This window comes from Pseudomonas sp. BIGb0381 (assembly GCF_024809815.1).
GTDB lineage: Bacteria > Pseudomonadota > Gammaproteobacteria > Pseudomonadales > Pseudomonadaceae > Aquipseudomonas.
In genome coordinates this window covers 183061-208965 of the sequence record NZ_JANUEN010000007.1, presented here as the reverse complement: position 1 = coordinate 208965, position 25905 = coordinate 183061, and the positions used below count along the sequence as shown (strand labels likewise).

The 25905-nt window shown below is 63.0% G+C and carries 19 protein-coding genes; 9 read left to right on the top strand and 10 right to left on the bottom strand.

Features of this window, described 5'->3' with window-relative positions; genetic code table 11:
• Positions 1-5 precede the first annotated feature (5 nt).
• Positions 6-383 (top strand): hypothetical protein, encoded by a 378-nt coding sequence (locus tag M2397_RS19740; protein ID WP_259244278.1) that lies wholly within the window; start codon positions 6-8, stop codon positions 381-383.
• On the opposite strand, the gene pbpC is transcribed toward M2397_RS19740, so the two are convergent.
• The 9 genes from pbpC to M2397_RS19695 all read right to left on the bottom strand — a co-directional run bounded on the left by pbpC (position 380) and on the right by M2397_RS19695 (position 14882).
• The gene (pbpC, locus tag M2397_RS19735) at positions 380-2677 is read right to left on the bottom strand and encodes a penicillin-binding protein 1C (protein WP_259244277.1); all 2298 of its coding nucleotides are present in this window, start codon (positions 2675-2677) and stop codon (positions 380-382) included. The genes M2397_RS19740 and pbpC overlap by 4 nt on opposite strands.
• Positions 2658-8462, bottom strand: a complete 5805-nt coding sequence (locus M2397_RS19730; RefSeq protein WP_259244276.1) for an alpha-2-macroglobulin — start codon at positions 8460-8462, stop codon at positions 2658-2660. Before M2397_RS19730 ends, pbpC begins: the two co-directional genes overlap by 20 nt.
• Before the next feature lie 94 nt (positions 8463-8556).
• A complete protein-coding gene (locus tag M2397_RS19725) occupies positions 8557-8757 on the bottom strand; it encodes a DUF3077 domain-containing protein (protein WP_131697733.1) in 201 nt (66 codons plus the stop codon).
• Between the two features lie 438 nt (positions 8758-9195).
• Positions 9196-10128, bottom strand: coding sequence for a phosphatidate cytidylyltransferase (locus tag M2397_RS19720; protein ID WP_032885177.1), 933 nt, complete (start codon positions 10126-10128; stop codon positions 9196-9198).
• A gap of 1 nt (position 10129) precedes the next feature.
• Positions 10130-10750 (bottom strand): 1-acyl-sn-glycerol-3-phosphate acyltransferase, encoded by a 621-nt coding sequence (locus M2397_RS19715; protein ID WP_259244274.1) that lies wholly within the window; start codon positions 10748-10750, stop codon positions 10130-10132.
• A gap of 9 nt (positions 10751-10759) precedes the next feature.
• The gene (locus tag M2397_RS19710; protein WP_131697731.1) at positions 10760-11203 is read right to left on the bottom strand and encodes a hypothetical protein; all 444 of its coding nucleotides are present in this window, start codon (positions 11201-11203) and stop codon (positions 10760-10762) included.
• Positions 11193-12491, bottom strand: a complete 1299-nt coding sequence (locus M2397_RS19705; protein ID WP_259244273.1) for a phosphatase PAP2/dual specificity phosphatase family protein — start codon at positions 12489-12491, stop codon at positions 11193-11195. The genes M2397_RS19710 and M2397_RS19705 overlap by 11 nt, the downstream gene beginning before the upstream one ends.
• 2 nt (positions 12492-12493) lie before the next feature.
• Positions 12494-14248: a bifunctional alpha/beta hydrolase/class I SAM-dependent methyltransferase gene (locus M2397_RS19700; protein WP_259244272.1), complete on the bottom strand. Its 1755-nt coding sequence runs from the start codon at positions 14246-14248 to the stop codon at positions 12494-12496.
• Between the two features lie 10 nt (positions 14249-14258).
• Positions 14259-14882 carry a CDP-alcohol phosphatidyltransferase family protein gene (locus M2397_RS19695; protein WP_053127483.1) on the bottom strand — a complete coding sequence of 208 codons (624 nt, stop codon included), beginning with the start codon at positions 14880-14882 and terminating at the stop codon, positions 14259-14261.
• 318 nt (positions 14883-15200) lie between these two features.
• Here M2397_RS19695 and hflK (M2397_RS19690) point away from each other — a divergent pair, with 318 nt between their 5' ends.
• From hflK (M2397_RS19690) to cfaB, 8 genes are all read left to right on the top strand, one after another.
• Positions 15201-17105: a protease modulator HflK gene (hflK, locus tag M2397_RS19690; RefSeq protein WP_259244271.1), complete on the top strand. Its 1905-nt coding sequence runs from the start codon at positions 15201-15203 to the stop codon at positions 17103-17105.
• A 9-nt stretch (positions 17106-17114) separates the two neighbouring features.
• Entirely contained in the window at positions 17115-18104 is a 990-nt protein-coding gene (gene hflC / locus M2397_RS19685; protein ID WP_259244312.1) for a protease modulator HflC, read from the top strand.
• Positions 18101-19135, top strand: coding sequence for a protease modulator HflK (gene hflK, locus M2397_RS19680; RefSeq protein ID WP_259244270.1), 1035 nt, complete (start codon positions 18101-18103; stop codon positions 19133-19135). The genes hflC and hflK (M2397_RS19680) overlap by 4 nt, the downstream gene beginning before the upstream one ends.
• On the top strand, positions 19132-21018 hold the full coding sequence (locus M2397_RS19675) for a cation-translocating P-type ATPase (RefSeq protein WP_259244269.1): 1887 nt from the start codon (positions 19132-19134) through the stop codon (positions 21016-21018). Before hflK (M2397_RS19680) ends, M2397_RS19675 begins: the two co-directional genes overlap by 4 nt.
• A 117-nt stretch (positions 21019-21135) precedes the next feature.
• Complete coding sequence (locus M2397_RS19670; RefSeq protein WP_065937926.1) at positions 21136-21387, top strand: hypothetical protein; 252 nt, start codon at positions 21136-21138, stop codon at positions 21385-21387.
• Positions 21388-21453: 66 nt separating this feature from the next.
• Positions 21454-22299, top strand: coding sequence for a DUF692 domain-containing protein (locus M2397_RS19665; RefSeq protein ID WP_259244268.1), 846 nt, complete (start codon positions 21454-21456; stop codon positions 22297-22299).
• Complete coding sequence (locus tag M2397_RS19660) at positions 22290-23078, top strand: DNA-binding domain-containing protein (RefSeq protein ID WP_131697723.1); 789 nt, start codon at positions 22290-22292, stop codon at positions 23076-23078. Before M2397_RS19665 ends, M2397_RS19660 begins: the two co-directional genes overlap by 10 nt.
• Positions 23079-23166: 88 nt before the next feature.
• On the top strand, positions 23167-24351 hold the full coding sequence (gene cfaB, locus M2397_RS19655; protein WP_259244267.1) for a C17 cyclopropane fatty acid synthase CfaB: 1185 nt from the start codon (positions 23167-23169) through the stop codon (positions 24349-24351).
• 77 nt (positions 24352-24428) lie between these two features.
• On the opposite strand, the gene cls is transcribed toward cfaB, so the two are convergent.
• Complete coding sequence (gene cls, locus M2397_RS19650; RefSeq protein ID WP_167655893.1) at positions 24429-25868, bottom strand: cardiolipin synthase; 1440 nt, start codon at positions 25866-25868, stop codon at positions 24429-24431.
• Positions 25869-25905 lie beyond the last annotated feature (37 nt).

Sequence of the window (25905 nt, the reverse complement as noted above, 5' to 3'; positions counted from 1 at the left end):
CTTCGATGAACACCCTCTCGCAAATCCACGAGCGTTTGCACAACCGCCGATTCACCGTCGCCAATAACACCCACGGGCTATCCGGCGCGGGCACGGTGTTTCATTACCTTGTCGACGGCGATGCCATTTCCGGCACCTACCAAGGTGGCCGAATTCGCTTGGGTACGCAGGTCGGCCGCGTCACAGGCCCAGAAGCTATCGAGCTGCTGTATCAGTGCCTGACGCTGGAGGGTGAGCTGCTGGCCGGCTGGTCCCGGGGCATCATCGGCGTCGATGCTGCCGGGCGTACCACGCTGAGTTTCGTGTGGGGTTGGTTGTCGGGGGCGACAGGAGGTGGGGAGTCGAACTACGTGGAGCTTGCAGAGTGCGATGGCCACTCCTAAGGCACAAACTCCACCCTCAACCCCCGGCTCGCACTACGCCCCTGATCATCACTGACCCGCAGCCGATACTCCCCCGACTTACCCGGCCGCCAGTTCAATGTGGCTTGCGGCGGGCCCTGGCCGATCAAGGTTTGATCCGCAAACCAGTACAGCGTCGCCGCATCGCTGGCCGCATTCGCGTTCAGCGGGATGCTTTCCTGGGGTTGGGACAGGCGCAACTGATAACTCACTTGAGTCAGCGGCGAGCGGATCTGCGGGGCTTCGCTCTGGTCGCTGATGCGGTTGGGCTGGCAGTTTTTCATCACGTTGGGTGGCGTGCGGCGGGGTAGGCCGGCGGCGCGGTACAGGCGTTGTATGTCGCTGGGCCAGAATTCGAAGACTTCCTCGCGGGTGTATTGCGCCTCGAACGGCGGGCACGCGGCCTTGCCGGTACGGGTGTCGATCAGTACCGGGCGGTGCAGGTTGGACACGCGAATCGGTGAAACACCGGGGATGTACCAGGTCTTGCGGGTTTGTGGGCACCAGCGGTTGGGCAATTCGCCCGAGGCGGCGCAGACGTCGATGCGCACCAGGCCGGCGGGTGGTTTGTCGGCCTTGATCACGACGTTGGGCAAGGCCAGGGGCAGGGCGTCGGCGATGCGGAAGAACAGCGGTGCAGCGGTCTTGGCACCGATAAACGCCGGGTTGGGTCGACCATCGAAGTTGCCCACCCACACCACCAGCACGTAGGGACCGACCAGGCCCGCGCTCCACGCATCATGGAAACCCCAGGATGTGCCGGTTTTCCAGGCGGTGCGCCAGTGCCGCGCGGGCAGGCCATCCGGTCGCGGGTTGCGGCGCAGCATGTCGCGCACCATGAAGGCGGCCTGCGGGGTGAGGAGCTGCGGGCCGGTGGCCTGGGGTTGCTCCTGTAAATAGCGCAACGGCCGTAGATGGCCGTCGCCCGCCAGCATCACATACAGCCGCGCCAGCTCTTCCGGTGTCATCTCACCGCCACCGAGGGCCAGGGCCAGGCCGTAATGGCTTTCTGCGCGCAGGCCCTTGATCCCGGCGCGTTGCAGCAACCCATACAACGACGGCGACTTCACCTGGCTGGCCAGCCACACCGCCGGGATATTGCGGCTACGGATCAACGCATCCCGTGCGGTCAGAGGCCCGACAAAACTGCCGTCGAAATTTTCCGGCTGGAAGTAGCCGAAGTTACTGGGCAAATCCTTGAGGATACTCATGGGGTGGATCACCCCTTGATCCAGCGCCAGCCCGTAGAGAAACGGCTTGAGGGTCGACCCCGGCGAACGGCGTGACAACACGCCGTTGACCTGGCCGTGGATGCCTGTGGATAAGTAGTCCGCCGAGCCCACCAGCGCCTTGACGCTCTGGTCGCGGCTGTCGATCAGGATGGCCGTGGCATTTTCCACACCGGTGCTGCGCCGCTCGGCGATAAAGCCGCTGATCAGGCGTTCGAGCAATTGCTGCAGGGGCAGGTTGAGGGTGCTGTTGAGTTCGTTGCCTGACTGGGATGCCAATAACTGCTCGCTCAGATGCGGCGCCAGAAACGGGATCTGCTGGCGGTTGCGGGCTTCCAGGGGCAGGTCGAGCAAACTGTCGTTACGCGGGTCTTGTGGATAAGTTTCACGCCAGTCATTCATCAAGCGCAGTCGCGCGTTTTGCAGTGACGGCCCAAAGCGTGCGCGCCGCCCCGGCTGCTGGGGAATCACCGCCAGCGCCAAGGCTTCGGACAACGACAACTGCGCGGCCGCCTTGCCAAAGTAGATGCGACTGGCCGCTTCGGCGCCTTCGATATTGCCGCCCATGGGCGCCAGGTTCAGGTACGCCTCAAGGATGTCGTGCTTGCTGTAGCGCGCCTCCAGCCACAGGGCCAAGGCCATCTGCTGCAATTTGCCGGGTACCTGGCGGGTGTTGAGATCCCACAGGCGCCGCGCCAATTGCATGCTCAAGGTCGAGCCGCCCTGACGCTGGCCGCCGCTGTAGGTGGCCAGGGCCGCGCGCAGCAACGCCGGGGGATTGATCCCCGGGTGCCAATAGAAATTGCGGTCTTCCTTGAGCAGCAAGGCCTCCACCAGTGACGGCGAGATGCGCTCCAGCGGTAGCCATAAACGGTATTGGCCGTCATCCGCCAGGGTCATGCGCAGCAGCGAACCGTCATCGGCCAACACCACCCGTGACGACGTCACAGCCTGTTCCAGCGGAGCGTGGGGCCACAGCCGCAGCCCCGCCAGCACCAGCGCCGCTGCCAGCAGCGGCGCCAGGTGTTTAAGGCTTGGTAATTTCAAGCTGGCCTACTTTGCCGCGCCCTTGCAGGGTGGTTTCGTACATGCCTTCGGCGTAGGCCGGTGGCGTATTGAACGTGCCGGCGTTGGTGGCGCGTACGCGATAGACGAAAGTGCCTACGTCGCGCAGCGCCGTGCCGTACAACACCACCCGATCATCACGCACATCCACGTAGTCCGGCTGCCAGTTGCTCAGCTCGGTTTCGCCGATCGGCGCTTGCCAGGCATCGGCTTCCTGATCGCTTTCTTCGACGTAATCGGACTCTTCGCCTTCACTTTCCTCGCTGCTGGCGGTTTCCGGCTCCGGCGGCAAGTTATACACAGGCTCGACGCCACCGGGCAGCAGGTCGACCACGGCCACTTGCTGCACCTGGTCACGGTCGGTGGCACGCAGGCGCAAGCGCACCAGGAACTCATCGCCCACCGCCACTGTGCTCACCGGCTCGCCTTTGAGGTCGAGGTATTCGTGGATGATCTCCAGCCCGTTGCTGATTGGCTTGAGCTTGGCACCCTTATCGAAACCGGCTTCGCTGAGCATGTAGAACGCCGCCGGGCCATCGGATTTTTCCATCAGCAGTTTTTGCGTGGCGCTCGGTACAGCCGCTCGGGGTGGCTGGCCGGCCATTTCCAGCAGTTGTTGCTGCTTGTCGCCCAGCCAGGCGGTGGCCTTGAGGGTCATCTCGCTTTGCGCGCGCTGGCCGTAGTTGTCCAGGGCGCGCAGCAACAGCGCCGCCGACAGCGAGTTGTAGCGCTGTTCGTTGAGGCGTTTGCCGAGTTTATCCAGCAGGGCTGTAGGAACATCGTCCAGCAACTCGGGGAAATGGCGAGCGAGCAGGTGCAGGTGCTCGGCATCGTGGACCAGCGGGTCGTAATACAGGCCATCGCTGTCCCACTTATCCACAAGCGAACGCCAAGGGATCTTGCGGAACAAGGTGTCGGCTTGGCGATCCTGCTTGAGCAGTTTGTAGCTGGCCGCCAGGTAGGCGGCGCCAAGGTCGTTCTGCCAGCTGTCCTTGAAGTAGCTTTCGTAGCGTTCGCGTATATCGCTCAAGGCGCCGCTCACCAGAATCCCCTGACGACTCAACAGGTAACTGGCGTAGGCGCGGTTGCGCAATTCAGACAGGCCTTCGCTCGGGCCGTTGGCCAAGTCCGTCAGATAACTATTGGCGCGCACCAGCAGGTCTTCGGGCACCGGCAGCCCGCGTTCCTTGGCTTCGATCAGGAAATCGGTGGCGTACAGGCTGGCGTAGGGCGCCACATCCGGGTTGGCGGCCCACAAACCGAAACCACCGGCCTGGTTCTGGCGCTGACGCAGCATGCGCACCGCTGCGCTGAAGGCGTGTTCGGCTTCGGGTGCGGTACCGCCCCAGATCAACGCCGGCATGGCCTTGGACACCAGTTGCTCGGTGCAGGCATAGCCGTAGTCATCCAGGTAATGCTTGAGGCCGTTGGCCCATACCAGCGGCGAGGCCGCCACGCCCAGTTGCACGTCGCGCAGTTGGCTGAACAGTTCACGGGTGGGCTTGAGCTCTTTGCTGGCGCTGTCGAAGCGACCCAGGCTCAGGGCCACGCGATGCTCGCTCAGAGGGCGAATCGAAGTGGTTTCCGCCACCTGGATCCGCTTGCCATCCGGCAACACTGCAACAAAGCGCAAATCCGCCGAACCGAGGGTTTCGCCGACTTTGATCTTGAACTCGGCGGTGCCCTCCTTACGCGGTTGCAGGGACAAGGTACTGGCTTTGTCGCCCTGCACCACCAGGCCGTCGCTGGTCTGCACTTCAAACTTCACGTCCGCCGCAGCCTCGAGGTTGCTGAATACCCCGGCGCTGACGTTGAACACATCACCCGGCGCCACGAAGGCTGGCACGTTCGGCGTGATGACGATCGGGCCACGGACCTCGGTATTGGCCTCGCTGACGCCCACGCTGTCGGCATCCACTGCCACCGCGAACAGGTGCAGCTTGCCGTTGAAGCTGTCGGGCACCTGGTAATGCAGCACGGTTTCACCGGCGGGCAAGTCCACCAGCCCGGACCACCAGGCCACTGGCGGCTGATGTTTACGCTTAAATGGGTTGAGGTGGTTGGCCAGGGCGCCTTCCGTATCGCCACCGGGCGCAGCCCCACTGAGCAGGCGGCTGAATTCCGGCAGGATCAGGTCCAGGATCTGACTGGTGCCGACTTCCAGCGCACGCTTCTGGAAGAAGAAACCCAGCGGGTCCGGCGTCTGGTAGCGCGCTACCTGCAAGATGCCTTCGTCCACCGCGTACACCACCGCGCGGCCGGGGCGGTCGGCGTTGACCTTGATGTCGAGGGTCTGCCCCGGCTCGATTTTCGTCGGGCCCTCGACCTTCAACGCCATGCGCCGTGCATCCAGGTTGATGCTGAACGGCACCACCCCGTAGGACAGCGGGCTCATATAAACCTCGGACGAGCCGATGTCGCGCACAAACTGCACGTTGACGTAGGCATTGCCCTCAAGCCCCGCAGGCACGCGGATATGTTGCACGCTGTTGGTACTGTCGGCCTTGAACCACTGCTGGGTGTAGACCTTGTCCCGCTCGATGGTGATCAGGCCCGCACCGGTGTAAGGCGCGCGGATGCTGATCGCGATCTCATCGCCGGTGGCGTAGCTGCGTTTATCCAGGCGCAGTTGCAGCTCGGCGTTGCGTTCCAGGGAGCGCGAAGTATTCCCGCGTCCGGCCACGCTGTAGTCGATCTGGTTGAGCAGGTTGCCGTTGGCGTCCTTCACTTGCAGGGTGAAATCGCCAGGGGTGGCGGTGTTCAGGGTCTGCCTGGCGCCGTCCTTGGTCATCACCAGCGGTGAGGCCGGCTGGCTGATGTTCTTGATGCGCGACTCGTACTTGTAGGTGCCGTTGGACTGTTTCACCAGTACCGACACGTAGCGGTGTTCGACCACTTCGCTGGTCAGGCCATCCACCGCCAGCGGGGTGAGGTCGGGCGCGACGGCCATCCATTGCACCTGGCGCGGGGCATCCTTGGCGACGTACGACAGCGAGTCCTGACTTTTCACACCCACAAGATAGGGGGAGGACGACACCAGCAACGCACTTTGTGCCGCCACGTTACGACCCCCTTCGGCCTCGAACACTTGGGTCATCACCTGCAAGCGATAGGTGCTGTTGGCAAAGCGTTGCAGGTTGAGATCGAGTACTGCCTGGCCGTTGTCGTCGGCGGTGGTCTCGGCCAGGTCTTCGGTGCTGGCCTCTTCCAGGGAATCGTTGAGGCGGAAACGGTAGTCGGGATAACGCTCAAATGCCGCGAGCGTCGGGCTCAGGGACATCTTTGCGGTGACGCGACGGCCGGCCGCCGGGGCGCCGAACAGGTGCATCGCGGTGACCTTGGCCACCACCTGGTCCGGTGGAATCCAGCCCTGCACCGGGGTGTCGTGCAGGCTCAGGTTGACCTTCATGCGGTCCGGTTCGAAATCGCGGACCTTGAAGCTGACACTGCCGAGGTCGGTGCGGGTCTGTTTCTGGCCAATCAACTGCAAGGTCGCGGTGTAGTCACCGGCGGGGGCGACTTCGCTGCTGGGGAAATCAAAGGTTTCAAAACCGCTGGCAGACAGCTTCAGCGGCTGGCGAATCACTTCAAGACCGCGTGGGTCGGTGATCTGCAACTCCACGGGCAGGCCTTGCAGGGCGCCTTTCCAGTTGCCGCTGCGCACGATCATGCCCAGGTGCGCGGTTTCGCCAGGGCGGTAGAGGCCACGGTCGGTGAACAGGTAGGCACTGAGGCGATCAATCGCGCCGTCTTCTTCCAAACCGCCTACGTCGAAGCGTGACAAATCCAGCTGCTGCGACTGACGAGCGATCGGCAGGAACGACTGGTCATTGCCGCGAGTGACCACATACATCAGCGGTGTCTTCTCACGGCGCAGTTCATCCAGCTTGGCGAAATGCACGTGGCCTTCGCCGTCGGTGTGGCCGCTGCTCACGGGCAGACCGTTGCGGCCAATGATGTCGACCTGGGCGTCGGACACCGGCGAACCGTTGCCGATGGACTGCACATACACGTCATGGCTGCCATCGCTGGAGCGCTTGGCGATGATGCCGAGGTCGGTGACCACGATAAAGCGCAGGTCAGAGGTGGTGCTGCGCGAATAGTCGAACGTGCGCTCGGCCGGCTCATCCTGAGGGCTGAGCTTGAGCACGAAAATACCGCGACGGCCACCGTTGGCGGTGAGGTAGTGGCTCAGATCGACGTTGTCATAGACGGTTTTCGCCGGGTCCGAGGACGACAGCGCAATATCCAGGGACTGGCGTTCAACCATGCGGTCGAAGTACTCGTTGCCGAAATTGGGCCGGGCAAAGCTGCCGCTGCTCTGGTCCACCAGGTGCTGCAATTGGTTGGGCAGCAAGCGTGCGATTTCCACATGGGCGCCAGGTACACCACGAGCCATGAAGCCCAGGCGTTTTTCGCCATTGAGGCTGAGCAGCGCGCCGTCGGACAGGAACTGCAAGGTGCGCGGATAAGCCGGCATGCTGATCAGCGAGGCCGTCGGGTTTTTCGCCAGGTAGCCACCGATGGCTTCCAGGTTGGCGGGCACGCGCACATACAGCGCACGGCCGGCCGGGGCCTTGAACTTGAAGGCGTGCAGGGTGTTCAGCGGTTCGACGCTGGGCACGTGGGTCAGCGTGACCTTGGTGCTACGGGCCAGCAGGGCGTCATCTATGTCGTTGCTGTTATAGGGACGGGTGTCGTCCTGGGCTTTTTCCGGCAGCAGCCAGGCCTGGACCTTACCGGCAATGGTGTCATCGGCCACGGCGCTGGAACTGCTGAACATCAGCACCGGCTCAGGCTCGCCGCGCTCGTTATCCACAAAGCTCACTTCGGCGCCGGTAAAGGTCAGGCGATAGCGGCCAGGCACGGTGACTTCCGCCACCAGTGGCGCGGTGCTGGCGTTACCACCGTTGCGGGCCTTGATGCCTTCATCCAGCTTGGCACTGACCGGCGTGCTTTCCAGCGGCGTGGCCAGGGCGGCGGAGCGTACGTAGGCGTTCAGCTTGGTCTCGTCGAAGCTGATTTCCGGGCGGTTGGGCAATTGGGCGTCGCGGTAGGCCAGGCCTTTGCCGAGGGTTACGGAGACGCGCTTGCGCAGGCTGTCTTCATCGACCGGATGGGAAAAATGGAAGGTCGCCACCAGTTGTTTCAGCGTCGGGTTCGACGGGTCTTGATACAACTCGTTGTGTGCCAGGGTGGCGCGGAATGGCTGGGTGGAGAACTGGCTGCTGTACTGGCTGAGCAGTACGCCATCGGCCAGCAAACCTTTCCTGGCCAGATCAAGGGTGTAACCCGCTTCGATGGGCCAGTCTTTCTCCGGTACGAACAGCAGAGTACGGTCATCGGACCAACGCCAGGTACCGGCCACGCCAGGTTTGAGGGTGATGCCCTCGGTGACCGGCTTGCCAATGGCGGCCAGCGGGGCCACCGATTCGGCAAAACGCACTTGCAAGTTATCCACAACCGGCGGTTGCTGGGTGTAGTCAGTCAGATTGGGTTTGTGCAGCGAATAGCCCACGGTGTGGGGCTGCGGCAGGTTGGAGTACCAGTGCCAGCCATAGAAGCCAGCGGCCGCCAGCAGCACCAGGCCCAATACGCCGGCACCGGCCTGGCGCGGATAAGCGCGGGCTTTGTTGCCCAGGTTCACCAGGCCACGGCCGATAGCGCGCAGCCATAGCGGCGGATGCCATTGGCCAAAAACGGCCCCCACCACAGTCAGAAACACACCGACAACACGACGGCTGACGGCTTTGAGCGAATCGAACATGGTGAGCATCCCTGGCTAAGTGCGGCGTATCTTACACGCGTCTTTGATACAAAAGATGACGCCGATACGCCGCACGGCGGGGATGTTTACCGCGTCAGCGGGGCCCCATGCATTCCAATGAGCGGTCGACCATCACTCTGGCCATTTCCATGAGGTGTCCTGCGGCTTTGGGCGAGTCGCGCAACTGTTCGGCACAGTGGAGCAGGTCTGAGGCGTAGACCAGTGCGTCTTCGAAGCTGATTTCGGGGTGGGGGATGAAAAAGGGATGGGGCGGACCGGGTTTTACTTTGCTCATTGCGGTAACTCCAATGTAGGTAATTGGAGCTGCCACGAGTCGCGACTAAACGATGGGGTGGCAGCTGTACGCAGGTTAGTCGACCGGAACATTGGGAACCCGGCGCACCCGAAGGTGCCCTGCGCACAGCCACCATAAAGCGTTGGCAGAAAAAAACGCCATGCTTGAGATGGCGCTTGTGCGCCCAATGTAAATCTTTCCCGAGCGACTAAACCCGGTCACTGAATTGGCAGTGACGAACGCAGACTAGCCACCGAAAAGGCAGGGCACAAGCGGCTGGGATTCTCTCGGAAATGTCCTGCGAAATAAAGAGAAGCGAGAGGTAGGAGCAGCGCTTTCAGACTTTGCTTAAACCTCGATAACACCAGAAAACCAATGTGGGAGGGGGCTTGCCCCCTCCCACAGTTTGATCTTCATTGGGCTTGAGAGGGGTGTGGGTCAGGTCCACCAGTAGCGCACGAGGTGGAAGAAAATCGGCGCCGCAAAACACACCGAATCCAGCCGATCCAGCATCCCGCCGTGCCCTTCGATCATATGCCCCCAGTCCTTCACCCCCCGGTCGCGCTTGATTGCCGACATGACGATGCCGCCGGCGAAGCCGAGCAGGTTGATCAGCAAGGCGATCAGGAACGATTGCCACGGGTTGAACGGCGTGGTCCACCATAGCGCCGCGCCGATCAGGGATGACAACAGAATCCCGCCGACAAAGCCTTCCACAGTCTTTGATGGCGACAGGTTGGGCGCGATCTTGTGTTTGCCGAACAGCTTGCCGCACACGTACTGCAGCACGTCCGAAAGTTGCACCACGATCACCAGGTAGGCGATCAGCAGCAGGTTGCGGCCTTCGTAGCCGGGGATGTCGAGGGTCAGCAGTGCGGGCACGAACGACACGCAGAACACCGCGATCATCAGGCCCCATTGCACCTTGGAGGCGCGTTCCAGGAAGTGCGTGGTGTCGCCGCCCAGGGAGGCGAGGATCGGCAGCAGCAGGAACACATACACCGGGATAAAGATCGAGAACAGCCCGTACCAGTCCGAGTAGATCAGCAGGTATTGCAGCGGCAATGCCAGGTAGAACGCGGCCACCAGGGCCGGGTAGTCGCTGCGCCGGGTGGGTGTGAGGGTGAGGAATTCGCGCAGGGCATAGAACGACACCGCGTAGAACAGCAGGATCACCGCACCGGTACCGAGCCAGAAAGCGATGCCGATGACCACCACCATCACCCACCAGGCGTTGATGCGGGCGTTGAGGTTGTCGATCACCGCATTGGGCGTGCCACGGGTACGCAGTTTGAGGATCAGGCCGATCAGCGAGGCGAGCACCAGGATCGCGCCGATGCCGCCAAATAACATCAGGGTTTGGCTATCCATCTCAGGAGTGCTCCGGGGCGAGGGCGAGCAGGGCATCGCGGGTTCGGGCAAGGAACGCGGCTTTGTCTTCGCCTTCTTCCAATTGCAATGGAGCGCCGAAGCTGGTGGTGCACAGCAAAGGCAGCGGTAGGACGCGGCCCTTGGGCATGACCCGGTTGAGGTTAGCGATCCACACCGGAATCAATTCGGCCTGTGGGTAACTGTTGGCCAGATGGTAGATGCCGCTTTTGAACGGCAGCAAGCCGTCCTCCAGGTTGCGCGTACCCTCGGGAAAGATGATCAGCGAGTCGCCGCCTTCCAGCGCGGCGAGCATGGGCTGCAAGGGGTTATCCACAGGGACTTTGCGCTCGCGGTCGATCAGCACACCATTGAACACGCGGTTGATGATGTAGCGGCGCAGGGCGCTTTTATTCCAGTAATCGCTGCCGGCCACCGGGCGCGTGAATTTGCGCAGGTTTTGCGGCAGCGAGGCCCACAGCAGAACGAAGTCGCCGTGGCTGCTGTGGTTGGCGAAATAGATACGTTGCACCGGCACTGGCGCGCAACCCAGCCACAGGCTGCGGGCGCCGGTGACGGTGCGGGCCATGGAGGTAATGAGCGTGGCGACGACGGGTTCGAACATGGGGATTCCTTATCCGGCGAAAGGCAGCCAGGGGCTGGCGAGGATCACGGCGAGGGTCAGCAGCGCTTGCGCGCCCAGCAGCCAGGCTTGTTTGCGCAACAGTTTGAGGGCACCGCGACGGCGCTCGGTCCAGGGCCGGCCGGCACGCTTGGGCGATTGCAGGCCGAGGGCTTGCAGAGCTTGGTCGAGGTCCGGGGTGCGCTCGGTATCGCGGGCCAGCAGGGCGAACAGGTCGGCGTCGAAGGCAACGCGCAGCGCCCAGTACTTTTGCAGCAGCCCCAGGATAATCATCCACAGGCTGAGCAGCAGGCAGATGGTTGAAACACTCGCCATCAGCAACTGGGCGAGACCAAATAACACACCGGCCACGGTCAGGCCTGTGGATAACTGATCCAGTGAACGGCCACGGCGCAGCAGGCTGGCGACCACCTGGAGTTCCATATCAGCGGGCATGAGGCAAACCCTCCAACGCTTGACGATGAGCAGGATGCAGGACCACATGGGCCCGCGCTGTACGAATAATAGCCAGCGCCTGGTCCACCGTGGCGGCGCGCCCACTGTGCAGCAGCCAGGCGGCGACCGCGGTGGCGCTGCGTGAGTAGCCAAGGGCGCAGCACACCAGCACCGGGCCGCTTGAACGCAGGCGCTCGATGGCCTCGGCGGCTTGCTGGCATTCGGTGGGTGTCGGGGCAATCAGGTCCAGCACGGGGATGCTTTGATACGCGCGGCCCTGTGGATTAATCGGCAACTCGGCACAGAGGTCGACGATGGCGCTGAATGAATCCTGCTCTTTCGCACTGGGAATCCGCCCAAGCCACACGTTATCCACAATCAGGTCCGGCTGTGGGTGTTTGCGTGTCCACAGGCGCGAATTTATCCACGCCCCGGCCAGATAGGGTGCATACAGCCAGCGCGCCGCAGGCGTGAGCCGGCCATCGGCGCGTTTCTGAAAGCCCGACGCGCCGAGCACCAGGTAATTCACCTTGATCAAACCCAGGGACACCGCCGGCCAGAGCAGCCATAACCAGGCGCCGCCCAGGGAAAACGCGAGAACTGCCAGTGCCAACGCCCCCAGGCCGTAGCGCAGGCCCAAGCGCCAGCGCTTCGAATCTCGGGTAAGCCGTGCATTCAGCAGGGGGCTTGGATGTTCCACCGGCCACAGCCACACGCAGATCCAGCCGGCGAGGGCGCCTGTGGGTAAGTCGATAAAGTGATGTTGATAAGTGGTCAGCACCGAAATACCGATCAAGGCGAACCAGCCATGCACCAGCCAGCGCCATAACCCTTGGGTGTGGCGCTGATACATGACCCACAGGATCACCAGCAGCGCGATATGCAGCGAGGGCGCCTGGTTGAACGGTTTGTCGAACCCCGCCAGCACGGCAAACAGCCAGCCGAACACGCCATCCAGTTCCGGCCTCTCGAAGGTGAAGCGCAGCGGCCAGATCAGGAAGCAACTCACGGCGATGACCTGCGCGCTCAGCAAGCACAGCGCGTGTTGCTTCAGCTCATGGCGGCTGGTGGGCAGCAGCAGGGAGAAACCGTAAAGCAGGTCGATGGACCAATAGGGCACGATGGTCCAGGCCCAGAACGGCATATGGGTTTCCCAGTCGAACACCAGGGTGCCGACGTCGCTGCGCTGGCTGGTGACCCAGGTGGCGAAGCCGTAAGTGCTGAAAAACAGCGGCGCCAACAGCAGCAGCCACAGGACCGCTGGTTTCAATAAACCGGGTTCGCGCATGGTCAGATCTTCTGGGCCAGGGACACGGTAAAGATGCCCCACTCATCCACACGCTGGGTGATCTTGCGAAAGCCTGCCGCTTCCACCAGTTGATCCATTTCCGCCTGGCTGCGACGGCGCATCACCCAGGCCTGGCCCTGGCGATGGCTGGTCAGTGCGCGGGCGATCAGTTCCAACTGCGGGTGCCACGGTTGGCCGGTGTAGACCAGGTAACCGCCGGGCTCCACGGCTTCAGACAGGCCGGCCAACGAACCACCGACCATGGCGTTTTCGGCAAACAATTCATACAGCCCGGACACCACCGCCAGCGTTGGCTTGGGTTGCAGTGCCGCCAAATCCAAGCGGTCAAACGCATCGCCTTTGACGAACTGCGCGATGTCCCCCAGGCCTTTCTCACGAATCAGCGCGCCACCGTCGCGCACGTTGATGTCGCTGTAGTCGCGCAGCAGGATCGATTCCGGCAGCGGCGACACGCCCTGCAACGCTTCAAGAATGTAGCGCCCATGACCGGCAGCGATGTCGACGATGCGCACTTCGCGGTCTTCTGCGCGCAGCTTCGCCATGGCCAGGCGCAGCAGTTCCTCGACGTTCAGCTTGCGCTGGCGAATGCCACGCCAGCCGATGGAGTTGAGGTAGTTGGTGTCGATCATGCGGCCCAACCCGCCTTTGCCGGTGGGCGTGTTGCGGTACACGTAGTCCAGGGTGCTGCCGGAGTCGAAACCGGTGTCGAAGCCCAGCTTTACGCCGTCCGACAGGTTCTTGCCCAGGCCCATGCTGGCGCGGGTCAGGCGCCAGTACAGGTCGCGCAGGGAGTTGCGTGGCAAGGGGGCTGCGAGGGATTCGGATTCGGCGCAGGTGGCGCCCAGTTTGTCGGCGTCCAGCAGGGATGCGCGATCCAGCGGCTGCGCGAAGTTCTGCAGGATAAAACGCCTGGCGCTGCTCACGGCCACCGCGCGGTCACGCTCGCCGAGGGTGTCGTGGAAAAAACCGGGGAGGATATGCAGTTCTTTTTTCAGGCTGCCAAGGCGGTCGAAGAATTGCTGCTGGGGTTTGCGGTGCACCACAAAGTCGGAGCCCGAGACCAGCAGTTGGGTCGGCACCTGAATCGCCTGGGCATCGGCGACAACCCGGTCGGCGGCTTCGTACAGGCCCAACAGCACGTTCACCGAGATGGCCTTGGTGATCAGCGGGTCGCTGTCGTAGGACGCCACGCGCTCCGGGTCATGGCTGAGGAACTTTGCCTTGACGTAACTGTTGACGAAGAAGTTGCCGCGAAACCTGCGCATGAGCGCAAGGCCCGGCCGGGCGAAGGGCACGTACAGCTTGACCTTGAACGCCGGGGACGCGAGCACCAGGGCGCGGATTTTCGGCGCGTAGTCATGCACCCAGGTGGCTGCGATCACCGCGCCGACACTTTGGGCGATCACGGCACACTCTTCTTCCTCAATGCCATAGGTGGCACCGATATGGTCGCGGAAGGTCTGCACATCGCGGGCGCTGGTGGCGAAGCTCGGGCTGTCGCCGCGCTCGCCAGGCGATTGGCCGTGGCCACGGGCGTCCCAGGCGAAGAAATCGAACTGCGGCAAGTCCAGTTCATCCACCAGGTGCGCGATACGGCCCGAGTGCTCATGGCCACGGTGAAACAGCAGGATCGCCTTGCGCGGCTCGCCGTCCGCAGGCGCGCTGGCCGGCCAATGACGGTAGAAAAGCTCGACGCCGTCATGGGTACTGAAGGTGTGCTCTTGCTGTTCGCGCATTGCAAAATCCTTATGCAGAAGGGGAGATGTGTTGTTCTTCTTTCAGGCCCTGGCGCACCCGGTTGACCAGGGTGTAGGCGAGCAGGGCGGCGACCAGCCACATCACCGTGTCGACCCAGCCGGCGCCGAGCCAGCCGAGCGCCACACCGGTGGCCAGCACGCCGAGGACAAACGCACGGTCACTCTTGCCCATCGGCCCGTCATAGCGCCGTGACGCACCGACCATCGGCCCCAGCACGCCAGCGTATTCACTGAACACCGCCAGCAGCGCCACCAGCAGCACCGGCACCAGGCTCACGCCGGGGATCAGCGCGAAGGGCAGGATCAGCGCACTGTCGGCAATCACGTCGCACAGTTCATTGAGGTAGGCGCCCAAACGCGACTGCTGGCCGAATTCCCGGGCGAGCATGCCGTCGATGGCGTTGAGGGCCATGCGCAGGATCATCCACAGCGGGATCAGCGCAAACAGCCACAGGTGTTGGGCGAAGCTGGCGATCAACAGGCCGACCAACAGGGAAATGACCCCGGCCAGCACGGTGATCTGGTTGGCGGTGGTGCCGTTGTCATAGAGGCGCTGCACGAGTGGGCGCAGCAGGTTCTGAAAACGCGGTTTGAGCTGATAGATCGAAATCATGAGGGGTGACGCTTCCTTGTCCGAGAGCCCGCGAAAAACTGTCTGGAGTGTGCCGATTATTCATGGCCTGTACCAGTGATGGCTCGTGTTTATGGGGGTTTAGTCACGATCTTGAAAGCACTGAAGGACAAATGTGGGAGGGGGCTTGCCCCCGATGGCGGTCTACCTGTTGATGCATGTGCCGGCTGATCCAGCGCCATCGGGAGCAAGCCCCCTCCCACAAGAGATTTTTGCCATGTTCAAAACGCTGTTTAACGAACAAAAATTTCACGCCGCGTGTTATATCGTAACGAATTGTGTACGAGCGGGCGTGAGTGGATGCAAGTGGATCTAGAGGCGGACGGCGCTTCGGTTGAAGGCCTGCCGCGTTTTCAGCAGGGGCTGTTCCATGCCCGCCGATTGCGGCAAGCCGGTATCAGCCTGACGGTGCTGGCCATTGTCGGTTGGGTGCTGGCGTTGTTTGTCGCGCTGTTTGCACCTGTGTCGATCTGGCCGGTGGTGTTGATCAACTGCGCATCGGCCCTGTTGGTGCTGGTGGCAGGGCTGCAGTCGGCGTGGTGGGTAGCCGATTGGCGTGCCCAGGCGCTGGAGGAGCCGACGGCCGAATTACCCGTTGAAGAAACGGGTCGTTACGCACGCCTTGTGGGGCGCTTTGGCCGGCAGATTGGCGCCCCGGTCTTGTGGCTGGGCGGCTGGTCGCTGCTGGCGCTGGTCAGCATCATCGAATTCTGGAACCTGGCCCTGCCCTCGGCGCCTGTCGGCCAAGCGGCCAGCGTGGGGGCGGCATTGGCGCTGGCGTTGGCGTTCGGCTTGCTGGTGTTCGAACGGCGCCTGGCTCAGGAAACCACGGCCCAGTGGCCGGAAGCCGCGCAACTGGCGCAGTTGAGTCGGGTCGCGATTATCTGTCTGGTGGTCAGCGCCATTTGCCTGCTGTTTGCGGGGGATGAGTCGGTCTGGCCGTTGCGCCTGGCGGTGCTGGTCGGGCTGTTGCCGGCGCTGGTGGCGCTGGAGTTTCTATTAAGAGGCGTGCTGTCGCTGTTCAGCCCGCGCCAGCCGCGCCTTGAACCACGCCTGATGGCGCAAAGCTTCATCGCCGGGTTGCTGCGCTGGCCGCCACAACCGCTGCTGGCGTTGCAGCACGAATTACATAACCGCTTCGGCATCGACCTGCGCCAGATCTGGGCGTTTACCTACATGCGCCGCGCGTTTTTGCCGGTGTTGCTGGTGGTGCTGGCGGTCGGCTGGGCGCTGACCGGCGTGCATGAAGTGCCTCTGCAAGGCCGTGGGATTTATGAGCGCTTTGGCAAGCCCGTCGAGGTGTTCGGCCCTGGCCTGCATGCCGGGTTGCCGTGGCCCTTGGGCCGCGTGATCAACGTGGAGAACGGTGTGGTGCATGAGTTGGCCACCAGCGTCAGCGAAGCCTCTACTCCTGAGCTGGCGCCTGCCGAAGGCCCGGCGCCGCTGATTGCCAATCGGTTGTGGGACGCCAGCCATGTGAATGACAAATCCCAGGTGATCGCCAGCAGCAGCGGCGATAAACAGAGCTTCCAGATCGTCAACATGGATGTGCGCTTCGTTTACCGCATCGGCCTCACCGATCAGGCCGCACTCGCCGCCACCTATAACAGTGCGGATGTGCCGACCCTGATTCGCAGCACCGCCAGCCGCATCCTGGTGCACGATTTTGCTTCGCGTACCCTCGACGAATTGCTCGGCGAACAACGCACCCGCCTGGCCGACGAAATCGGCCGCGCCGTGCAGGCGGACTTGCAGACACTCGACAGCGGTGTGGAAATCCTCGCCACCGTCGTGGAAGCGATCCACCCACCGGCCGGCGCCGCCAACGCCTACCACGGCGTGCAAGCCGCGCAGATCGGCGCCCAGGCCCTGATTTCCCGCGAGCGCGGCGCTGCCAGCGAACACACCAACCAGGCCTTGCTGCAAGCCAGCACCGCCCGCGACCAGGCCTTGGCCACTGCCCGCGAAGTGAATGCCGGCGCCCAAGCGGCCGACCTGCGCTTTACCGCCGAACAAAAGGCCTACGCCACGGCCGGTCGGGCCTTTGTGCTGGAACAGTACCTGGGCCAACTCAGCCTGGGCCTGGCCCACGCCAAGCTGCTTATTTTGGATCACCGCCTGGGCGCCGAAGGTGCACCGACGATTGATCTGCGTTCTTTTACTTTACCGGCCGACCCTTCGCTGCCGCGTAAAGCCGTTCAATAAGGAGTCTGTCTGTTGAGCGCTCATTCTCACGATCATGGTCACCACCACGGCCACCATCACCATCATCACGGTGATGAACAGGCGGCGGGTCCTTTCCCTTGGCGTCGCACGGCCTGGGCGGTGTTGCTGGTGCTGTTTGCGGTGGCGGCGGCGAGCCTGATGCAGGTGCGCTCCGGCGAGGCCACGGTGATTACCCGCTTTGGCAACCCGTCGCGGGTGTTGCTGGAACCGGGCCTGGGCTGGCGCTGGCCGGCGCCGTTCGAAGCGGCGATCCCGGTGGACTTGCGCCTGCGCACCACCTCCAGCGGCTTGCAGGATGTGGGCACGCGCGACGGCCTGCGGATTATCGTGCAGGCCTATGTGGCGTGGCAGGTGCAGGGCGATGCCGACAATGTGCAGCGCTTTATGCGCGCCGTGCAGAACCAGCCGGATGAGGCGGCGCGGCAGATTCGCACCTTCGTCGGCTCGGCGTTGGAAACCACGGCGGCCAGCTTTGACCTGTCGAGCTTGATCAACACCGACGCCAGCCAGGTGCGCATCGCCGATTTCGAGGCGCAGCTGCGCCAGCAGATTGATCAACAATTGCTCACCACCTATGGCGTGCGTGTGGTGCAGGTGGGGATCGAGCGCCTGACGTTGCCGTCGGTCACGCTGACCGCCACCGTCGACCGCATGCGTGCCGAGCGTGAAACTATCGCCACCGAACGCACGGCCGTGGGCAAGCGCGAGGCCGCGCAGATTCGCTCCGCGGCTGAGCGTGACGCGCGCATCGTGCAGGCCGACGCCACGGTGAAAGCCGCCGACATCGAAGCCCAGTCACGGGTCGAGGCCGCGCAGATTTATGGGCGTGCCTATGCCGGCAATCCGCAGCTGTATAACCTGCTGCGCTCCCTGGACACCTTGGGCACGGTCGTGTCCCCCGGCACCAAGATCATCCTGCGCACCGACGCCGCGCCCTTTCGCGCGTTGGTGGACGGGCCCAAGGACGTTCAGCCATGACCGAGCGTGACAGCCCGGACAGCCCCTGGATCCAGGCCGGGCGCCTGACGTTCCTGGCGTTGTACGCGGTGACCGTGTTGGCGGCGTTGGCGTGGGCGTTTTCCAATGTGCGGCAGATCGACCCGCAGAACCGCGCCGTGGTGCTGCACTTCGGCGCCCTCGACCGCATCCAGAATGCCGGGCTGCTGCTGGCCTGGCCGCAGCCGTTCGAGCAGGTGGTGTTATTGCCGGCGGCCGACCGGGTGATCGAGCGTCGGGTGGAGAACCTGTTGCGTTCCGATGCGGCGGTGCAGGCGGATCGCGTGGCCAGTTTCGCCACGCCCTTGAGCGACGCCCTGGCCGGCTCTGGCTATTTGCTGACCGGCGATGCCGGAGTGGTGCAGCTGGATGTGCGGGTGTTCTACAAGGTCACCGAGCCCTACGCCTTTGTGTTGCAGGGCGCGCATGTGCTGCCTGCCCTGGATCGCCTGGTGACCCGCAGCGCCGTGGCCCTGACGGCCGCGCGCGATCTGGACACGATCCTGGTGGCGCGCCCCGAATTGATCGGCACCGACAACGGCGCCGCCGAGCGTCGCGAGCGGCTGCGGGGTGACTTGGTGCAAGGCATCAACAAGCGCCTGGCCGAGTTGGCCGCCACCGGCCTGGGGTTGGGCATCGAGGTGACGCGGGTGGATGTGCAATCGAGCCTGCCGGGCCCGGCGGTGAACGCGTTCAACGCCGTACTCACCGCCAGTCAACAAGCCGACAAAGTCGTGGCAAACGCCCGGACCGAAGCGGAAAAACTCACCCAGACCGCCAACCAGCAGGCCGACCGCCTGGTGCAGGTCGCCCACGCCCAGGCCAGTGAACGCCTGGCCAATGCCCAGGCGCAAACCGCTACGGTCGCCAGCCTGGCCCAGGTCAAAGACCCAGGCTTGCTGTTGCGCCTGTACCGCGAGCGTATGCCGAAGATTCTCGGCCAGGCGGGCTCGGTGACCACGGTCGATCCTAAAGACGACTCCCGCTTGATCATCCAGGGAGCCGAACAATGAGCGCACCCATGCTGACCTCCGCCGAACAGCGCAGCGCTGCCCGGCAATTGACCCTGGCCATGCTCGCCCTGGGCTTGCTGATGCTGGGCCTGGTATGGCGCTGGCTGGCGCCGGACCAGACGGGCGTCAGCCAGTTGCTGCTCGGTGTGGCCTCGTTGCTGGTGGCGGTGCCGGTGATGCGCTCGGCCTGGTACAGCCTGCGTTTTCCCAGCCTGCATGGCATTACCGACCAACTGATCGCCCTGGCGATGCTCGGCGCCTGGGCCACCGGCGATCTGCTGACCGCCGCGCTGCTGCCGATCATCATGATCTTCGGCCACGTATTGGAAGAGCGCAGCGTGATCGGCTCCCAGGAGGCGATTCATGCCCTGGGTAAACTGACCCGCAGCCATGCGCGGCGGGTGCAGGCCGACGGCAGCATCATCGAAGTGGATAACGGCACGCTGAGCACCGGCGATATCGTCGAAGTGCGGGCCGGTGATCGCGTGCCTGCCGATGGCGTGGTGCTGTCGGGCCAGGCGAGCCTGGACACGGCGCCGATCACCGGCGAGTCGGTGCCGTTGGAAGCCAGTGTGGGGGTGCAGGTGTTTGGCGGGGCGATCAACCTCGATGGCCTGCTCCGTCTGCAAGTGACGCGCACCGGCAATGAGTCGACCCTGGGCAAAGTCATCGCGCTGATGCAGAACGCCGAACGTTCCAAGCCGCCGATCACGCGGCTGCTGGAGCGTTACGCGGGCAGCTATATGGTGCTGGTGTTGCTGCTGGCGGCAGTGACCTGGTTTGTGACCAATGACGCCCAGGCGATGCTCGCGGTGCTGGTGGCGGCGTGCCCTTGCGCCCTGGTGCTGTCGGCACCGGCGACGGCGATTGCCGGCATCGCCGTCGCGGCCCGGCACGGGATCCTGATTCGCAGCTCGGCGTTCCTCGAAGAGTTGGCGGACCTGACCTCGCTGGTGGTGGATAAGACCGGCACCCTGACCTTTGGCACCCTGCGTTTGCAGTCCATCGAGAGCGCATTGACCGATCGCCAGGCGCTGCTCAACCTTGCGGCCAGCCTCGGTTCGGCCAGCAGCCACCCGGTCAGCCGTGCGTTGGCGGGGTTGGCGACTCAGGCGCAAATGCTGGCGCTCACGGATATTCGCGAGCGCCAGGGCTTGGGCGTTGTGGCACAGACCGAGCAGGGCGAAGCGGCGTTGGGCCGTCCCGAGTTGTTCGAGCAATTGGGTATTGTCACCACCGCCGTGCCTGACCATGACGGCCCGATTGCCGGGCTGGCCCTGAACGGGCAGTTTCTGGCCTGGCTGCTGCTGGCCGACAGCGTCAAGCCGGAGGCGCGCCAAGCCCTGCAAGAGTTGCGGGATTTGGGCCTGGGTCGCCAACTGCTGCTCACTGGCGACCGTCAAAGCGTGGCCGACAGCCTGGCGCTGGACGTGGGCATCAGCGATGTCGAAGCCCAGGCATTGCCCGAGGACAAGCTCAACCGCGTGCTGGGGGAAATCGGCAGCGGCTTCCGGCCCATGGTGGTCGGTGATGGGATCAACGATTCCCTGGCGCTCAAGGCTGGGGTGGTCGGCGTGGCCATGGGCGCGGGCGGGGCGGACATTGCGCTGGCCTCGGCGGATGTGGTGTTGATCGGCAGCGACCTGCGGCGCCTGGGCACCTGTGTGCGCTTGAGTCGCCAGTGCCGGCGTACGTTGCAGGTTAACGTGGTCATCGGCCTGGGCTGGACCTTGGCCATCGTGGTGTTTGCCGCCTTTGGCTGGTTGGGTGCTGCGGGGGCAATGATTGCGGCGGTGTTGCATAACCTCAGCACCTTGCTGGTACTGGGCAATGCCGGGCGTTTGCTGCGGTTTCAGGAACCGCTGTCGAAGCTTGAGGATTAATTTTCGGGAATATTTGCACACGGCTGTAACGCCGATGTGGGGCCTCACTCTAGTGCAGTGTCGAGACTGGGCAATCCGTTCAGGCCGACGCCACTACCGATCATGAGGAATACAAGAATGAAGATTAAATCCGCTGCTGCTGGTGCTGCGCTGGCGATGGCTGCCGCCACCATGTTTGCTGGTGTTGCTACCCAGGTACAAGCTGCAGACGCCACCGTTCACTGCTATGGCGTCAACGCCTGCAAAGGCCAGAACGATTGCAAGACCAAAGACCACGCCTGCAAAGGCCAGGGAGCTTGCAAGGGCCAGGGCTTCCTGTCCATGAGCAAGGCCATGTGCGACCAGAAAGGCGGCACCGTCGGCGAGTAACCGGCCACCGAGTGCAACCGCAGCGGCTGCACCCACCGCTGCGGACACTTTTCCCTGGAGTGTCCTATGCCTGTTTCCCTTCCGAGCCTTGGTTACGGCCTGGGTTTACGCAGTGAGTACTATCAACAGATCCTTGAACAATCGCCGCCGGTGGATTGGTTCGAAGTGATCTCCGAGAATTATCTGGTCCAGGGCGGCAAGGCCTTGTACTACCTGGACGCAATAGCCGAGCGCTATCCTCTGGTGATGCACGGTGTGTCCCTGTCCATTGGTGGGCCTCATGCCCTCGATATCGATTACCTGAAGCAAATCAAATCCCTGGCCGAGCGCATCCAGCCGGCGTGGGTTTCCGATCACCTTTGCTGGAGCCGTGGCAGCGCGCACCAGTTGCACGACCTGTTGCCCCTGCCTTACACCGAAGAAAGCCTCTACCACGTGGCTGCTCGCGTTCGCCAAGTGCAGGATGTGTTGCAGCGCCCGCTGGTGCTGGAAAACGTCTCCAGCTATGTGCGTGCCAAGGCGGATGAATTCACCGAATGGGAATTCCTCAATGCCCTGGCCCACCTGTCGGGCTGCCAGTTGCTGCTGGACGTTAACAATGTGTATGTCAGTGCACGCAACCATGGCTTCGATGCCTGGACCTTCATCCGCAACCTGCCGCCCGACAGCATCCGCCAGCTGCATTTGGCGGGGCATATGGATTACGGCGACTACGTGGTCGATACCCACGACCATCCGGTGTGCGATCCGGTGTGGGCGCTGTATCAACAGACCCTGGAGCACGTGGGGCCGGTCTCGACATTGTTGGAGCGCGATGACCATTTCCCGCCGCTCGAAGAACTGCTCACCGAGTTGAGCAAGGCCCGCGAACTGGGGGCCACCGCCCTGGCCAGGAGAGCGTTATGCGCCTGACCGATTGGCAGTTGGCTTTTGAACGGCACCTGTTATCCGAGACGCCGGTTGCCAGCAGTGATTTCGCCGCCACGTTGCTTGGTGGGCCGACACTGGATGTGGAAACGGGCCTGGCGATTTATCACAATGCCTACCTCTCGCGGTTGCAGGACGTGCTGCGACATGACTTCGGTGCCATCCGGTATTGGCTGGGGGATGATGAGTTTGCGTTGCTGAGCGAAGCCTATGTTCGCCGCCATCCCTCTGCGCATTACAGTTTGCGCTGGCTGGGGGAGCGGTTTGCGGCGTTTATCCTTGAGCATCTGGTGGCCGAACAAAGCGCGCCGCTGGCCGAGCTGGCGCGGTTGGAGTGGGCGTTCACCCTGGCGTTTGACGCGCCCGAAGGGCGGTTGCTGATGCTGGACGACATGGCGTTGTTGCCTGCCGAAGAGTGGCCGGGTCTACAGGTCAACCTGGCGCCTTCAGTGCAGCAGTTACTCTGCCGCTTCAACACGCTGGCGATCTGGCGATCCAGCAAGGATAAATCCAGTTTCCCAGGCAGCGAGGTGCTTGATCCGGCACACATCTGCGTGGTGTGGCGCCACCAGAATGTATGCCGTTACCGCAGCCTGGAACCCTTCGAGGCCTGCGCCTTGGCGGGGATGGTGACCACCGGCTGGGATTTTTCAGAACTGTGTGCAGAGTTGGCAGTCACTTATGGAGAGGGTGCACCACTGCAAGCGGTGACATGGCTGAAACAGTGGATCCAGGACGGTTTGCTCCAGCGCCGAGCCCCATAGAAGAACGCTATCAAATCGATAGCCTCCTACTTTTTCTCGGGATGGTCTACCCTCATTCCAGACGTCTGAAATAAGGGGGGGACTACTCATGCTCGCGCAACTTCCACCGGCCTTACAGAATCTACAGCTGCCGCTGCGTCTTCGACTCTGGGATGGCCATGAATTCAACTTGGGCCCCGAGCCCAGTGTGACCATCGTGGTGAAGGACCCCACGGTCGTGCCCAAACTGTCCCACCCCACGCTCGACTCGTTGGGCGAAGCCTTCGTCGAGGGCAAACTGGAGCTGGAAGGCTCCATCACTGAAGTGATCCGGGTGTGTGACGAACTGAGTCATGCCCTGATTGACGACGACGAGGGGAGTCGTCCGGCGCGCTCGATCCACGACAAGGCCACCGACGCCGCGGCCATTTCCTACCATTACGACCTGTCCAACGGGTTCTACCAGCTATGGCTGGACCAGGACATGGCGTACTCCTGCGGTTATTTCGAAACCGGCAGCGAATCCATCGACCAGGCCCAGCAAGACAAATTCCGCCACCTGTGCCGCAAACTGCGTTTGCAGCCAGGCGAATACCTGCTCGACGTAGGCTGTGGCTGGGGCGGGCTGGCGCGGTTTGCGGCGCGGGAGTTCGGGGTCAAGGTGTTTGGCATCACCCTGAGTAAAGAGCAGTTGGCGTTGGCCAAGGAGCGGGTGAAAGCCGAGGGCCTGGAAGACCGGATCGACCTGCAACTGCTCGACTACCGCGATCTACCCCAGGATGGTCGTTTCGACAAAGTGGTGAGCGTGGGCATGTTCGAACACGTCGGCCACGCCAACCTGGCGCAATACTGCAAGACCCTGTTTGGTGCCGTGCGCGAAGGCGGCCTGGTGATGAACCATGGCATTACCGCCAAGCACACCGACGGCCGGCCCGTGGGCCGTGGCGCTGGGGAGTTTATCGAGCGTTATGTGTTCCCCAACGGCGAACTGCCCCATTTGGCGATGATGACCGCTGAGATCAGTGAAGTCGGGCTGGAAGTGGTCGACGTCGAAAGCCTGCGCCTGCATTACGCGCGCACCCTGGACCATTGGAGCGAGCGCCTGGAAGACAACCTGGAAGCGGCGGCGAAACTGGTGCCGGAGCAAGCGTTGCGCATCTGGCGGCTGTACCTGGCCGGGTGTGCTTATGCGTTTGCGCGGGGCTGGATCAACCTGCACCAGATTCTCGCGGTGAAGCCTCACGCGGATGGCAGCCATGAACTGCCGTGGACGCGGGAGGATATCTATCGCTGAGCTGATGTTCCAGAAAGGTGGAGATCCAAATGTGGGAGGGGGCTTGCTCCCTCCCACATTTTTTACCGCATTGGCTGTTAGAGAATCGGTGAGATCAAGCGCGCCACCCGCATGCCCAGTTGTTGCAGGCGGCGGGTCTCGCGGCTTTCTTCCTGGCTCACTTCATGGGCCAGGGCGAAGTCGTCCAGCAGCATCTGCTCCACCTGCTTGGCGAAGGCTTCGTCGACCGTCAGCAACATCACTTCGAAATTCAGCCGGAACGAACGGTTATCCATGTTTGCACTGCCGATGGCGCTGATCTCGCTGTCCACCAACACCACCTTCTGATGCAGAAAACCCGGCGTGTAGCGGAACACCCGGACACCGGCGCGCACCGCTTCGATCGCATACAGGCTGGACGCGGCGTACACGATGCGGTGGTCGGGCCGCGATGGCAGCAGCAGACGTACATCCACCCCGCGCAGGACCGCCAGGCGCAGGGCGGCGAAGACCGCTTCGTCAGGGATGAAATACGGGCTGGTGATCCACACGCGCTCGGTTGCCGCGTGGATAGCCTCGACGAAAAACAGCGAACAGGTTTCATACGGGTCGGCCGGGCCGCTGGCGAGCAATTGGCAGAGCACGCCGTCTTCGGGGTAGGCGTCCGGCAGGATCAGCGGCGGCAGCTCGCGCGCGGCCCAGAACCAGTCCTCGGCAAACGACTCCTGCAGGCACGCCACTACTGGGCCGGTAACTTGCACATGGGTATCGCGCCACGGCGCCAGCGGCGGTTTTTTGCCCAGGTATTCATCGCCCACATTGTGCCCACCGACAAACCCGGTGACACCGTCCACCACCACGATCTTGCGATGGTTGCGGAAGTTGACCTGGAAACGATTGAGCCAACCGCTGCGGGTGGCGAATGCCTTGACCTGCACCCCGGCGTCGCGCAGCGATTGCACGTAGCGATGGGGCAGGGCATGGCTGCCGATACGGTCGTACAGTACGTAGATGCCCACGCCTTGGGCGGCCTTTTCCTTCAACAAAGCCTGTAACTGACGGCCGAGTTCATCGTCATGGATGATGAAGAACTGAAACAGTACGGCGGTTTGTGCGTTGCGGATGGCCTCGAAGATCGCACCGAAGGTGGCGTCGCCATTGATCAGCAAGCGCACTTCGTTGTTCGCCAGGCACGGCATGCGGCCCAGTTTGGGCATGGCACGCAGTGAGGCGTAGGCGCTGGAATTACGCGCGGCGAGGGCTTCTTCGACCCATGGGCGCCAGTTCAGCTCGGCGATGGCGGTGTGCATTTCCTGATTGGCCTGGCGGCGGGCCTGGATGTACGCGTCGAAGGTGCTGCGGCCAAAAATCAGGTAGGGGATCAGCGTGAGGTAGGGCATGAACATCAGCGACAGGGCCCAGGCGATCGAGCCTTGGGCGGTCCTGACGGTCAGCACCGCGTGGATCGCGGCGAGAGTCCCGAGAAAATGCAGCGTGGCGATGAAGTAGGCGAGCAGGTGCGGGCCAAAGAAATCCATGGACGACGGTACTCCAGGCAATCCAATGCCTAACAGA